The following is a 13,372-nucleotide window of genomic DNA, read 5'->3' as shown; positions in this document are numbered from 1 at the left end:
GCGAAGAAATCCGCGCGGTGGAAAACGGCACCCTGGACAAGGACGACAACCCGCTGAAAAACGCCCCGCACACCGCGGCGGAAATCGTCGGCGAGTGGACGCATCCGTATAGCCGTGAGCAGGCGGTTTACCCACTCGGAACCTTGATCGACGCCAAATATTGGCCGCCCGTAGGTCGGGTCGACAACGTGTTCGGCGATCGCAACCTGATCTGCGCCTGCCCGTCGATCGCCGACTACCAGGACGCCTAAAAACAACACCCCCCTGTAGGAGCAAAGCTTGCTCGCGATAGCCGTTACACGGTCTATCTGATGAACCGCGTCATCGTTCATCGCGAGCAAGCTTTGCTCCTACAGGTCAGCCAATCCAGAGAACAAAAAGAGGACTCCACCATGTTCAGCAAGCACGACCAGATCAAAGGCTACGACGACGAACTGCTGGCAGCGATGAACGCCGAAGACGCACGCCAAGAACACCACATCGAGCTGATCGCTTCGGAAAACTACACCAGCCAACGGGTGATGGAAGCGCAAGGCAGCGGCCTGACCAACAAGTACGCCGAAGGCTATCCGGGCAAGCGCTATTACGGCGGCTGCGAACACGTCGATGTGGTCGAACAATTGGCCATCGACCGCGCCAAACAGCTGTTCGGCGCCGATTACGCCAACGTCCAGCCGCACTCCGGCAGCCAAGCCAACGCAGCGGTCTATCTGGCGTTGCTGCAAGCTGGCGATACCGTGCTGGGCATGAGCCTGGCCCACGGCGGTCACTTGACCCACGGCGCCAAAGTCAGTTTCTCCGGCAAGTTGTATAACGCCGTTCAGTACGGCATCGACACCGCGACCGGGCTGATCGATTACGACGAAGTCGAACGCCTGGCCGTCGAGCACCAGCCGAAAATGATCATCGCCGGCTTCTCTGCTTACTCGAAAACCCTGGACTTCCCACGTTTCCGGGCGATTGCCGACAAGGTCGGCGCTTATCTGTTTGTCGATATGGCCCACGTTGCCGGGCTGGTAGCGACCGGTCTGTACCCGAACCCGATTCCCTTTGCCGATGTCGTCACTACCACGACCCACAAGACCCTGCGCGGTCCGCGTGGCGGCCTGATCCTGGCCAAGGCCAATCCGGAACTGGAGAAAAAACTCAACGCTGCGGTGTTCCCCGGCGGTCAGGGTGGCCCGTTGATGCACGTGATCGCGGCCAAGGCTGTGTGCTTCAAAGAAGCGCTGGAGCCAGCCTTCAAGACCTATCAGGCGCAAGTGATCCGCAACGCTCAGGCGATGGCAAAAGTCTTTATTGATCGAGGCTACGACGTGGTGTCGGGCGGTACCGACAACCATCTGTTCCTGGTCAGCCTGATTCGTCAGGGCCTGACCGGCAAAGACGCCGACGCCGCCCTCGGTCGTGCCGGTATCACCGTGAACAAGAACGCCGTACCGAACGATCCGCAATCGCCGTTCGTGACCTCGGGCCTGCGCATCGGCACGCCGGCGATCACCAGCCGTGGTTTCAAGGAAACCCAGAGCATCGAGCTGGCGGGCTGGATCTGCGACATCCTCGATCACCTCGGCGATGCCGATGTCGAGGCCCACGTCGCCAGCCAGGCTGCCGCGATGTGCAGTGATTTCCCGGTCTACCGCGACTGATTGCTCGACACTATCCCTGTGGGAGTGAGCCTGCTCGCGATTGGGGAGTGACAGTCGACATCAATGTTGAATGTTTAACCGCTATCGCGAGCAGGCTCGCTCCCACAGGTTCCGATGCGATCTCGCCTCCCCCACTCGAACAGAAGAACACTACACATGAGCGTACTTGTGGAATCGACCGGCAAAGTGCCGGTAAAAATGGAAGTCGGGGTCAAACTGCGCGGTGCGGAAAAGGTCGCGCGGATTCCGGTGAAGATCATCCCGACCGATGAGTTCCCACGCAAACCCGACTGGATTCGCGTGCGCATACCGATCTCCCCCGAGGTCGACCGGATCAAACAGCTGCTGCGCAAACACAAGCTGCACAGCGTCTGTGAAGAAGCTTCCTGCCCGAACCTCGGCGAGTGTTTTTCCGGAGGCACGGCGACTTTCATGATCATGGGTGACATCTGCACCCGCCGTTGCCCGTTCTGCGATGTCGGCCACGGCCGGCCGAAACCGCTGGATGCCGACGAGCCGATGAACCTCGCCGTGGCCATCGCCGACCTGCGCCTCAAGTACGTGGTGATCACCTCGGTGGACCGCGACGACTTGCGCGACGGCGGCGCCCAGCATTTCGTCGATTGCCTGCGCGAAATCCGCACGCTGTCGCCGGGCGTGCAACTGGAAACCCTGGTGCCGGATTACCGTGGCCGCATGGACCTCGCCCTGGCGATCACCGCCACTGAACCACCCGATGTGTTCAACCATAATCTGGAGACCGTCCCGCGCCTGTACAAAGCCGCGCGGCCGGGTTCGGATTTCGAGTGGTCACTGGATTTGCTGCAGAAATTCAAGCTAATGGTCCCGCATGTACCGACCAAATCCGGCCTGATGCTGGGCCTTGGCGAGACCGACGAGGAAGTCATCGAAGTCATGCAGCGCATGCGTGAGCACGATGTCGACATGCTCACCCTCGGCCAATACCTGCAACCGTCGCGCAGCCACTTGCCGGTCCAGCGTTTCGTGCACCCGGACGTGTTCGCCTGGTTCGCCGAGGAAGGTACGCGGATGGGCTTCAAGAACGTTGCCTCCGGTCCGCTGGTGCGCTCGTCCTACCATGCTGACCAACAAGTTCAGGGGCAACGTCAGGCATTTTGAAGTTGCTCACGCAGGAACTCGATGAAGCGCTGGGTTTTCGCCGGCAGCAACCGCGTCTCGGTGAGGGCATACACCGAGATCGGCGAAGCGTGCCACTGCGGCAAGACCTGGCGTAGTGTGCCATTGGCAACGTCTTGTGCAGCGATGCCTTCCCCCAGTAATGCGATACCCAGATCCAGCGTCGCCAGGCGTCGAATCATGCCCACGCTGTTGAGTTCGAATCGCCCGCCCACCTCAACCTCTACGTCCTCATCACCGCTGGAGAGTATCCAGCGGTCAGCCCGCGTTCCACGCAGTCGCAGGCATTCGTGGTTCGTCAGATCCGTGGGATGAACAGGGTCACCGGCCAGTTCGAGATAACGGGGTGAGGCGTAAAGACCGCGGCGCAAACTGGCGAGCTTGCGGGCGATCAGGTTCGAATTGGCCGGCTCGCCCATGCGAATGACCACATCGACCGGCTCACTCACCAGATCGACCTGACGCGGGGTCAGATCAAAGTCGAAGCTGATGCCGGGATAAAGCCGCGCAAACTGCGCAATCAGCGGCGCCAGGTAAATATTGGCGAAATCCACCGGTAGCGAAGCCCGCAATACACCGGTGGGCCGAGCAAGCATTTCGCCCAACTGCTCGTGCGCGAGCCGGGCCTCCTCGACGATCCGTTTGCAGCGATCAAAGTAAATCTGCCCCGCCTCGGTCAGCTCGATCTTGCGGGTTGTGCGATGCAGAAGCCTTAGGCCGATTTCTTTCTCGAGGCCACTGATCCGGCGCGACAGTGTTGAGTTCGGCATGCCCAAGGCTTCGGCCGCCCGGCGGAAACTGCGCGCCTTCACAACCTCGACGAACAGCGCCATGTCGTTGAGAAACTCCAAGGTCATTGCTCCATCAGTGGAATAGTCATTTCATTTTTACCCGGTTTATCCCGGATTCGGATTGATCAATGATAGCCACATCGATTACTGAGGAGCACCGCAATGAATTCTCTTTTTTCCCAAGTCCAGATCAGTCGCTACACCCTGTCCAACCGCATGGTCATGGCCCCGATGACACGTTCGCGTTCCGATGAGGCCGGCGTGCCCAGCGAACTGGTTGCGACTTACTACGCACAGCGTGCCAGCGCCGGCCTGATCATCAGTGAAGGTGTGTTCCCCGTTGCGATGGGCAAGGGCTATGTCCGCACCCCAGGCATTGAAACCGCCGAGCAGGTCGCCGCCTGGAAGCACGTCACCGAGGCGGTGCATGCTCGCGGCGGACGGATCTTCATGCAGTTGATGCACTGCGGACGCATTTCCCATCCTTCGCTGCTGCCCAATGGCGCCCAGCCACAGGCGCCCTCCGCGATCAAACCCGCCGGCCAAACCTGGACCGCCACGGGCCTTCAGGACTTTGTCACGCCACAGGCGCTGAGCGTGGTTGAAATTGCCGCGGTTATCGAGGGCTACCGCCAAGCGGCGCGCCTGGCCATCGAAGCCGGTTTCGACGGTGTCGAGGTGCACGCCGCATCGGGGTATCTGCCGGAACAGTTTCTCTCCACGGGCAGCAATCAGCGCACGGATGAGTACGGTGGATCGGTTGAAAACCGTGTTCGTTTTGTACTGGACGTGCTGTCCGCCATCTCGACGGAAATCGGTGGTGACCGGGTGGGTCTCAAGATCTCGCCTGAGATGAACTTCAACGACATCGTCGATGCCAACCCGCAAGAAACCTACACCTATTTGGTCGAACAGCTGCACGGGCTGAATCTGGTTTATCTGCACGTTGCCCTGTTTGGCGCCAGCGTCGACTACCACGCGTTGCTGCGCCCACTGTTCGATGGCCGCTACCTGATCGGTGGCGGACTCGATCAGCGCTCCGCCGAAACCCTGATAGCCGAGGGCCGGGCCGATGCCGCCGTGTTTGGCAGCGCCTTCCTTGCCAACCCCGACCTGCCTGAACGCTTTCGTACAGGCGCCGAGCTTAATACTCCGGACAAGGACACGTTCTACGCACCGGGCGCGCAAGGGTATATCGATTACCCGGCCATGAGCCCGGCACAGAGCGCCTGAGGAGATTGCCATGACGACCGTCGCACGTTTGCAGCGCATGAATCACGGCAGTCAGTTCCGGGCCTTCAGTCTGCGTGGAAATCAGTTCGCCAAACCTATCGACCCCTTCCTCGCGGTCGATCATGCCTGGATCAGCGGGCCGACGTTTCCACCGCACCCGCATGCCGGTTTCTCGGCCGTGTCCTATCTGTTTCTTGATTCCGAAACCGGGATTGATAACCGCGACGCGCTGGGCAACCGCAACCTGATTCAACCCGGTGGGCTGCACTGGACGGCGGCGGGTAAAGGGGTGGTGCACGAGGAGGTGCCGGCCGAGCCGGGCAAGACCGTGCACATGCTGCAAATCTTCATCAACTTGCCGCAGGAGCGCCAAGCGGACGCTCCGTTTGCACTCAGCCTCGAAGCCCAGGATGTGCCCGTGGTGCGGTTGCCAGGGGTCAAGGTGCGCGTACCACTGGGCCGTTTCGCCCAGATGTCGTCGCCCTTGTCGGTACCCACCGAAGTGACCGTGCTGGACATCTCGCTCGAGGACGGCGCTGAAGTCAGCGTCCCGATCCCCGAAGGTCACGTGGCGTTCGTGATGCCGATTGACGGCGAAGTGTGGGTCGACGGCCTCCCCTTCAACCTCATCGAACTCTCGCTGCCGGTGAATCTCCCGCTGCGTGACGATCGCGCAGTCAGGTTGAGCGCCCCCCAGGGCAACGCCAAAGCAGTGCTGTTTTCTGGCGTCCCGTTGAATCAACCCGTGTATTGGCAAGGACCGCTGGCGCTTGCCTCTCAGCCCGCGCTGGCCGAAGCCATTGATGGCTACCAGCGCGGGGCGTTCGGAACGCTGCAACCTCGTTGAATGATCGAAACAGTCCCATACCCTGGGGCGTCAGTGCCCCGACTTTACTGCCAGGAGAATCATCATGACGTACGAAAAATTCAGTGCCGACAATGCCGCCCTGCTGTTGATTGATCACCAGGTGGGGACGATGGGGTGGGTGAAATCCATTCCGTTCGAAGAGCTCAAACGCAACGCGTTGATGCTGGCCAAGGCGGCGAGCATTCTGAAACTTCCGGTGGTCCTGACCTCCAGCATGGAGGAGCACGCTCAGGGGCCTCTGCTGAGCGAACTGGAACAGATCCTGCCCGCCGAGTTCGCTTCCCGCATCCAACGTCTGGGGATCGTCAACGCCATGGACGATGAACACTTCGCCGCGGCCGTCAAAGCGACGGGCCGGAAAAAGCTCATCATTGCCGGTGTCACCAACGACGTCTGCACGGTCTACCCGGCGCTGAGTCTGGTGCGTGACGGGTATGACGTTCAGGTGGTGGCCGATGGAGGTGGCTCACCGACCGTCATGGCCGATGACATCGCCCTGCGCCGGATGGATAAGGGCGGCGTGACGCTGACCACCACCAACCAGCTGATTGCAGAACTCGCCGGCAGCTGGGCGACACCGCGAGGGAGTCAGTTGGTGCAAGTGCTGATGACGGCGCTTCAAGGCTAGTGACTGTGTGTGCGATTGGCAGAATGGCGATGGGCTGTTCTGCCGCTCTTCGATTGGCGCAACACCGCTCGCAGTCAACCTGATCAAGGCGTTGAGCGTTGGTGAACCGCGCGTCCTTACGACTGGATTCGATTCCCCTTGAAAGCCTCACGCCGTGCGTTGCGTTCTTCGATGTAGGCGGCGCTCGGCTCGCTGATCAGCTCTTCACGGCGCAAGAGTTCGCCGCACTGTTCGCAAAGCGGCCCTAGCCCGGCGGGTTGGCCACAGGTTTTGTGGGTATAAACGACCGCCAACTCCTCCTCCGGCGACTTGCACCAGGTTTCACCCCAGGCTCGTAGCGCAAGGACGACCGAATAGAAGGCCTGCCCTTTCGGGGTGAGGTGATATTCGTAGCGTGGCGGCCGCTCGTTGTAAGGACGGCGTGCGACGAGTCCGTCAGCCTCCATACTCTTCAGGCGTGCGGCGATCATTTGCGGAGTTCCTCCGGTCTGCGCCTGGATCTCGTCGAATCGATGGCTCCCCATGAACAACTCACGCAGGACCAGTACGGTCCAGCGGTCCCCCACGACCGCCTCAGCCCGCGCAATCGGGCACAGGGTTTGCGCAGCACTTGTGTTTACCGACATAAGGACTTGCCTCTTTTGCAGTTGCTATGATTATCATATCTAAAGCGTGCCTGGGCAAGCCCTCGGCGCGAGTCATCCAAAATCCCTGGAGAAAACCGCCATGCCCAAAGCCATTTATCCCCTTAACAGAACCGCGTACCTGCTGGTCGATCCTTACAATGATTTCCTGTCGGAAGGCGGAAAGGTCTACCCCTTGATCGAGCCGATTGCCGAGCAAGTCGGCCTGCTCGACAATCTGCGCGCCCTCGACCGCGTCGTGCGTGCACTGGATATTCCGGTGGTCATCGTACCGCACCGCCGTTGGGAGCAAGGCGACTACGAAGGCTGGGATCATCCAAGCCCTACCCAGTGCAAGGTCATGCACATGCATCACTTCGCACGCGGAGAATGGGGCGGCGAATGGCACCCCGATTTCGCGCCAAAGGATGGCGACATCGTCGTTCAGGAACATTGGGGCTCGAGCGGCTTTGCCAATACCGACCTTGATTTTCGCCTCAAGCAGAAAGGCATCACGCACGTGATCATCGTTGGCCTGCTGGCGAATACCTGCATCGAGGCAACCGCGCGCTACGCCGTGGAACTCGGTTACCACGTCACACTGGTGCGTGATGCGACCGCTGCCTTCAAACCGGAAATGATGCATGCCGCGCATGAACTCAACGGTCCCACGTTCGCCCACGCCATTGTGGCGACGGACGAGCTGATCGCGTCCCTGGCGCAGCAGGGGTAACACACATGAAATTGACTGGACACCTCATTATCGGCGCAAACGAAGTCCCGGCCACTGAAGGGACGATGAAGGCGCTCAACCCCGCAACCAACCAGTTGATCGAGCCGGATTTCGCATTCGGTGGCGTGGCGGAAGTCGACCAGGCGGCGACGCTCGCCGACGAAGCATTCGACCATTACAGCCATACCTCGCTTACCCGGCGCGCGGCGTTCCTGGAAAGCATTGCCGACAATCTCGACGCTGTCCGTCATGAGCTTGCCGCACGGGCCGCGCTCGAAACGGGCCTGCCTGAGGCTCAGCTTGAGGGCGAAGCGGCAAAAGCCGCCACCCAGTTTCGCCAATTCGCGGAGGTCGTACGCAAAGGACGCTTCCTCCAGTTGGCCATCGATCCGGCACAGCCACATCGTCAACCCCGCCCACGCATGGATCATCGACTTCAGAAAATGGCGATCGGCCCGGTGGCTATTTTCGGTGCGAGCAATTTTCCCATTTCGTATTCGGTCGCAGGTGGCGATACCGCTTCGGCGTTGGCAGCCGGCGCGACCGTCATCGTGAAGGCGCATAACGCCCATCCAGGCGCATCAGAAATTCAGGCACGTGCCATCCGCAAGGCGGTGCAAGAGAACGGACTGCCCGAGGGTGTTTTCTCGATGGTACGTGGCAGCGGCAACACGATTGGCGAAGCCCTGGTCGATCATCCGTTGATCAAGGCCGTGACGTTCACCGGCTCGGAGCATGGCGGCATGGCGCTGTACCGGCGTGCGCAGCAACGCCCCGACCCCATTCCCGTGTTCACCGAGATGACCAGCGTCAACCCCACGTTCATCCTGCCCCATGCGCTGGCCGCACGTGGAGCGCAAATCGGTGATGGCTTTATCGAGCGCATGCTGGTCAATGTGGGGCAAGCCTGCCTCAGGCCTGCCCTCCTCTTCGCCATTAAAGGGGCTGGCTATGAAGCGCTGCGCGCCGCCATGGTCAAGCGCGTCACCGAAGCATCGGCGCGCACCATGCTGACGCCGGGTATTCATGCGTCCTACTCGAGCGGCCTCGCGGCAATGGAGAGCGTTGGTGCAAATCGCGTCGCCGAAGGCTCGCCAGCCAACGCTGATTTTGATGGCCAGTCGGTGTTGCATGAGGTCGACGGCCAACGTTTCCTGACCGAAACGGTACTTGCGCAAGAAGTATTCGGTCCTTCAGCACTGCTGGTGAACGTCGAGGATGAGGATGAACTGCTCGCCGTCGTTCGCTCGCTCAAGGGCCAGCTCAGCGCCGCCATGCATCTTGAAGAGCACGATATGCCACTGGCTCATCGCTTGCTGCCGGTCCTGGAGCGGCGTACCGGGCGAATAGTGGTCAACGCCTTCGCGCATCCTCAGGAGGTGTCTTTCGCCACCATCCACGGTGGACCGTTTCCGGCCACGTCGGACAGCCGCTTCACCTCGGTGGGCATGACGTCGATTGAACGCTTTTTGCGCCCGGTGTCCTACCAGGGTTTTCCTGATGCGCTATTGCCTGAGTCATTGCGCGAGTTCGATCCCTTGGGGCTGCCTCGCCTCGTCGACGGCCAATAAAAGCCATCCTTGAAGCAGTCTTTGCCAACCCGCCCGGTGGCGCCCGCTCGTTGAGCGGGACCGCCGGATAAGTTCGCGGACTCAGCCCTTGGCCGCCATCGCGGTGACTTCCACGCGCATGCCTTCAACCGCCAGGGAGGCCACGCCAACGGCAGCCCGAACCGGCCAGGGCTTGGCGAAGAAACGCTGGTAGACCTCGTTGAAGGCGGCGCGGTCGGCCATGTCGGTAAGGTAGATGGTCAGGTGCAGAACCCGGTCCATGGAACTGCCGGCGTGCTCCAGCGCAACCTTGAGCGCCTGCAGGGTGCATTCGCTTTGCAGGGCGATGTCACCCAATTCCAGACTGCCATCGGCGCGGGTGGGGATCTGAGTGGAGACCAGCAAGCCGCCGAAACCGGCGACATCGGAGGAGATGGATTGCGGATCGGGGTCGGGAAGAAAGGTGATGTCGTGGTTTGCCATGGTGTCTCTTGTTTGAGGGGGGTAAAGGGGCTGTCGAGTATATAGCGGCTGGAAAACCCAGTGTGGAGCGCCCCGTTTGATAGCGATATCTTCAGGCTTGAGACACCAATGCTTGTGTAGCCAAAACACCCCAGGGAAAGCTCATTCCAGTAACGAGACCAGGCGCGGCTCAATTGAGCTCTCAAACACCTCAAGCAGAGCCAGCGTCACCGGCAGCTTGAAGCGCCGGCGTCCCGCGCTGCCGGGATTGAGGTAGAGCTGCTCGCCGCGCCATTCTATGCGGGGCTTGTGCGAATGGCCGGTGATCACCAGCTTGATGCCGGCATCAAGTACGGCTGGGAGATCGGCACTGTCGTGTACCAGCAAGGTCTGCCATCCGTTCAGGTCGAAACATAGGCTGTCGGCGAGATTTTCCGCCCAGGGGGCGTCCAGGTCATTGTTGCCGCGGACCACGTGCAGCGGGGCTATTGACGCCAGTTGATCGAGAATTTCGGGATTACCGATGTCGCCCGCATGAATAATCCGTTCACAACCCTGCAGTGCAGCAAGGGCTTCGGCGCGGAGCAAGCCATGGGTATCGGAAATCACGCCCACTTTCATGCAAGGCTCCAGACCCGGTTCATGCATCGGTACCTATTCCTCAAAGCGACCCGTGGCGTCACGATCGTGCTCGTATCGTCTCGTGAGCGGAAACGGCGGCAACCAGGACTCGCGACGCACGATCCAGCTTTCGTAGGTTGGCATCAGTTGGTCTGGGGCATCCAGGGATCCCAGGTTCACTTCGATTTCGTCGTCGGTGCGGGCAAAAACGGACGAGCCGCAGCGGGGACAGAAAAACCGTCCGGCGTAGTCGCGTGTTTCACCTTCGATCGTCACCGCACTTTGAGGGAATATCGCGGATGCATGAAAAAGCGCCCCATGATGCTTGCGGCAGTCGAGACAGTGACAAAGGCCGACCCGATACGGGAGTCCCGACGCCTCAATCCGGACGTTGCCGCACAGGCACCCCCCCGTGAATCGCTGCATGCTGCGTCTCCTCTGAAATCAAGCAGTCGGAACGTGATGAAGCCTATACCCAGCGTGCCCCGTTCGCCAGAAGGGCAAAAACCCTATGGGCAAACCGGATTGCAGCACTCTATGATTGAACCCCATGACCACCACGCCTGCGATCCGCCAACCCTGCCCGCCCGGCGCCTGCGACTGCGGGCGTGACCCGCTGCTGGAAACACCGGGGGCGGACGTGCGCATCCTGTTTCTGACCCGTTCAGAGGAAAAACGCCTGATCGAACGCCTGGAGAACCTCCAGAGCCTGAGTGATCTGGAACGTCTGCAACAGCGGATGTATGAGCAGTTGGGCATCCGCGTCGACATCGCCCCCGGTTTCAACGAAGTACGCACCATGCGCGGTATCGGTATCAACCTTGGCGAACAACCGGGGCTATGCCGCAAAACCCGTCAGTCGATCCCGGCCGCGATTCGTCGCGCACTGGAGAAGCGCCCGGAGATTGCCTACGCGCTGCTCAACGCCAACGACCTGTTGCGCGATGCGTGACGTCCTCCAAGCACCTGCAAAACTTGTTGCCATGCAACGAAACAGGATCAGCGGTCATACGCAGAGTCTTGGCCGCTGCTATGCCTTCTCATGGGAGCAGTGGTTTCAAGCCAGTCAGGGATGAAGCTGGACACTCAAGCGTGACCGTGGTCCCGGCACCCGCCAGGTGTGCGCGAAGAGCAACAGGTGCCAATCCGTAGCAGGAGGTGGCCGATGTTATTCATAGTCAGTTGGTCTATCAGTTCGGCAAATCGTAACAGCGCGATCGAGCGTTTCCTCAAGACCGGGGGGGCTCCACCCGCTGGTGTCAAAATGCTGGGACGCTGGCACGCCATCGGTGGTGCGTCCGGTTTTGGCGTGGCAGAGGCCGGTGATCCGGCAGCCATTCAGAAGTGGGTGCTGGAATGGAGCGACCTCATGACCATGGAAGTCCAGGCGGCACTGACCGATGAACAGATAGCGCCGCTGCTGGCGGCCGCTGTCGGCAAGCAATAGTCGTTGGGGCGGCGAGCCCGGCTCGCCGCCTCATGCCCTCCCCCCGCGATTCGAACAACACATTCCCTATAATCGATCCAGGCACAGGTTGAGGACTTCGCCCTGGTTGAAATGTCAGCGATCATCTGAATCCACGATCGCAGCGACGGCCAATTCAAATACAAGGACCAGGATTGGGGCTTCGGCGCGAATGTGGGGGGCATCTATGCCCCGCAACCCGGCACCCGCATCGGCCTGGCCTACACCAGCAAGGTCGATCTGGAGTTAGAGAATGGGCTGGACGTCAAAGGCGACGGGCCCGCTCTGAATCGTCTGGACGGCCTGAACACCCAACTCGACATGACCGTGCCGCAAACTGCAACGCTGAGCCTGTTCCAGCAACTCGACCCGCAATGGACCCTGCTGGCCTCGGTCAATTGGCAGGACTGGTCAGAGTTTGGCGACATCGCGGTGCAAGTCGATACCACCGCGTTTGGCGCTCAATCGACGACGGTCGACGCCCATTTCAAAGACACCTGGCAACTGGCACTCGGCGCGCAGTATCAAGCCACGCCGCAACTGTTATGGAACGTCGGTGTAGCGTATGACAGCAGCGCCGTTTCGGACGCAAACCGAATTTTTACCGTGCCAATGGGAGAATCCTGGCGCATTGCGGCCGGAGCCACCTATGCTCTGAACAAGGTCACCGACATCAATGTCAGCTGGGCCATGGTTTGGTTGGGCGATATGCCGGTGGACCAGACCAGGTCCACGTCGGGTATTCGAACTTCCGGTCAGTTCGACAATGCCTGGATTCAAGCCGTGACCGGCAATATGACCTGGCGTTTCTGATGCCCTGCTACCGAAAAAAATGACTTAACCCATGGAGCAAACACCACTATGAATCTGTCCCGAAAACTGTTTATTGGCGCTGCGCTGACCAGTCTGCTGCTCGGCGGTTGCACCTCGAAAGTCACCGAGCGTGAGCAGTATTCCGGCTTCCTGTCCAACTACAACAACTTGCAGCAGGTCACCACCACCAGTGGCGAAACCGCCATGCGCTGGGTGAGCCCGTCCTGGAATCCAGATGCCTATAACACCGTGGCGTTCAATAAGCTGGAGCTTTACCCGGCGCCCAAGCCCACTGAGCGGGTTAACAAGCAAACCCTGGACGAGTTGCAGAGCTACATGACCAGTAAGGCCAAAGGTGTGCTGGGTCAGAAATATCGGGTGGTATCGAGCGCAAAATCAGCGCCAGCGGGTTCAAAAACCTTGATCATGCGCGCGGCGATCACCGGGGTGACTGCCGAAAACGAAGGCATGAAGTGGTATGAAGTGGTGCCGGTTGCCGCCGTCGTGGGGGGTGTTTCCGCTGCCAGTGGTCACCGCGATCAGGACACTACCCTGTTCATCGAGGCCGAGTTTATCGACGCCAGCAACAACCAGACCGTGGCCAAAGTCGTGCGCAAAGTCTTTGGCACCACACTGGAAAATGCCAGCCAGAAGATCACCACCAAGGATTTCAAAGTGGCGATCGACAAGCTGACCAGTGACCTACAGGCATTTATCAAATAGCTTGTTGCAGGAGCACGGCTTGCCGGCGATGGCGCCCTTGAGAACGCCATCGCCG

The 13,372-nt window shown here is 60.3% G+C and carries 16 protein-coding genes and 1 pseudogene; 12 read left to right on the top strand and 5 right to left on the bottom strand.

What is annotated here, in order from left to right:
- The 3 genes from IB252_RS26040 to lipA form a co-directional block, all read left to right on the top strand.
- Nucleotides 1-251 (top strand): hypothetical protein (locus IB252_RS26040; protein ID WP_192410749.1); only part of this gene is annotated, 251 nt, incomplete at its 5' end.
- 141 nt (nucleotides 252-392) lie between these two features.
- Nucleotides 393-1,649, top strand: a complete 1,257-nt coding sequence (gene glyA / locus IB252_RS26035) for a serine hydroxymethyltransferase (protein WP_192410748.1) — start codon at nucleotides 393-395, stop codon at nucleotides 1,647-1,649.
- A gap of 156 nt (nucleotides 1,650-1,805) precedes the next feature.
- Complete coding sequence (gene lipA / locus IB252_RS26030) at nucleotides 1,806-2,789, top strand: lipoyl synthase (protein WP_192410747.1); 984 nt, start codon at nucleotides 1,806-1,808, stop codon at nucleotides 2,787-2,789.
- On the opposite strand, the gene IB252_RS26025 is transcribed toward lipA, so the two are convergent.
- Nucleotides 2,777-3,658, bottom strand: a complete 882-nt coding sequence (locus IB252_RS26025) for a LysR family transcriptional regulator (RefSeq protein ID WP_192410763.1) — start codon at nucleotides 3,656-3,658, stop codon at nucleotides 2,777-2,779. The two genes, lipA and IB252_RS26025, sit on opposite strands and share 13 nt — an antisense overlap.
- A gap of 102 nt (nucleotides 3,659-3,760) precedes the next feature.
- On the opposite strand from IB252_RS26025, the gene IB252_RS26020 reads away from it, so the two are divergent.
- The 3 genes from IB252_RS26020 (at nucleotide 3,761) to IB252_RS26010 (ending at nucleotide 6,327) form a co-directional block, all read left to right on the top strand.
- Entirely contained in the window at nucleotides 3,761-4,831 is a 1,071-nt protein-coding gene (locus tag IB252_RS26020; RefSeq protein WP_192410746.1) for an alkene reductase, read from the top strand.
- A gap of 10 nt (nucleotides 4,832-4,841) precedes the next feature.
- Complete coding sequence (locus IB252_RS26015; RefSeq protein WP_192410745.1) at nucleotides 4,842-5,678, top strand: pirin family protein; 837 nt, start codon at nucleotides 4,842-4,844, stop codon at nucleotides 5,676-5,678.
- A 64-nt stretch (nucleotides 5,679-5,742) separates the two neighbouring features.
- A complete protein-coding gene (locus IB252_RS26010) occupies nucleotides 5,743-6,327 on the top strand; it encodes an isochorismatase family protein (protein WP_192410744.1) in 585 nt (194 codons plus the stop codon).
- A 116-nt stretch (nucleotides 6,328-6,443) separates the two neighbouring features.
- Here IB252_RS26010 and IB252_RS26005 read toward each other — a convergent pair whose 3' ends face one another.
- Complete coding sequence (locus IB252_RS26005) at nucleotides 6,444-6,953, bottom strand: winged helix-turn-helix transcriptional regulator (protein ID WP_192410743.1); 510 nt, start codon at nucleotides 6,951-6,953, stop codon at nucleotides 6,444-6,446.
- A 100-nt stretch (nucleotides 6,954-7,053) separates the two neighbouring features.
- On the opposite strand from IB252_RS26005, the gene IB252_RS26000 reads away from it, so the two are divergent.
- Complete coding sequence (locus IB252_RS26000; protein ID WP_192410742.1) at nucleotides 7,054-7,683, top strand: isochorismatase family cysteine hydrolase; 630 nt, start codon at nucleotides 7,054-7,056, stop codon at nucleotides 7,681-7,683.
- 5 nt (nucleotides 7,684-7,688) lie between these two features.
- Nucleotides 7,689-9,254, top strand: a complete 1,566-nt coding sequence (locus IB252_RS25995) for an aldehyde dehydrogenase (NADP(+)) (RefSeq protein ID WP_192410741.1) — start codon at nucleotides 7,689-7,691, stop codon at nucleotides 9,252-9,254.
- 81 nt (nucleotides 9,255-9,335) lie between these two features.
- On the opposite strand, the gene IB252_RS25990 is transcribed toward IB252_RS25995, so the two are convergent.
- From IB252_RS25990 to IB252_RS25980, 3 genes are all read right to left on the bottom strand, one after another.
- Nucleotides 9,336-9,716, bottom strand: coding sequence for a RidA family protein (locus IB252_RS25990; RefSeq protein WP_192410740.1), 381 nt, complete (start codon nucleotides 9,714-9,716; stop codon nucleotides 9,336-9,338).
- A gap of 141 nt (nucleotides 9,717-9,857) precedes the next feature.
- Nucleotides 9,858-10,316, bottom strand: coding sequence for a metallophosphoesterase family protein (locus IB252_RS25985; protein ID WP_192410739.1), 459 nt, complete (start codon nucleotides 10,314-10,316; stop codon nucleotides 9,858-9,860).
- Between the two features lie 33 nt (nucleotides 10,317-10,349).
- Entirely contained in the window at nucleotides 10,350-10,742 is a 393-nt protein-coding gene (locus IB252_RS25980) for a GFA family protein (protein WP_192410738.1), read from the bottom strand.
- 124 nt (nucleotides 10,743-10,866) lie between these two features.
- Here IB252_RS25980 and IB252_RS25975 point away from each other — a divergent pair, with 124 nt between their 5' ends.
- The 4 genes and pseudogenes from IB252_RS25975 to IB252_RS25960 all read left to right on the top strand — a co-directional run bounded on the left by IB252_RS25975 (nucleotide 10,867) and on the right by IB252_RS25960 (nucleotide 13,317).
- The gene (locus IB252_RS25975) at nucleotides 10,867-11,268 is read left to right on the top strand and encodes a hypothetical protein (protein ID WP_033053149.1); all 402 of its coding nucleotides are present in this window, start codon (nucleotides 10,867-10,869) and stop codon (nucleotides 11,266-11,268) included.
- 213 nt (nucleotides 11,269-11,481) lie between these two features.
- A complete protein-coding gene (locus IB252_RS25970; RefSeq protein ID WP_111448738.1) occupies nucleotides 11,482-11,763 on the top strand; it encodes a DUF3303 domain-containing protein in 282 nt (93 codons plus the stop codon).
- 135 nt (nucleotides 11,764-11,898) lie between these two features.
- Nucleotides 11,899-12,594, top strand: a pseudogene (locus IB252_RS25965) (OmpP1/FadL family transporter); the annotation flags it as partial.
- A 48-nt stretch (nucleotides 12,595-12,642) separates the two neighbouring features.
- Entirely contained in the window at nucleotides 12,643-13,317 is a 675-nt protein-coding gene (locus tag IB252_RS25960; protein ID WP_192410737.1) for a DUF3313 domain-containing protein, read from the top strand.
- Nucleotides 13,318-13,372: the final 55 nt, after the last annotated feature.

This window comes from Pseudomonas sp. PDM10 (assembly GCF_014852295.1).
In the GTDB taxonomy this organism is placed as follows: domain Bacteria; phylum Pseudomonadota; class Gammaproteobacteria; order Pseudomonadales; family Pseudomonadaceae; genus Aquipseudomonas.
Note: the sequence above shows the minus strand (reverse complement) of the source record. Positions and strands in the feature narration are given on the sequence as shown.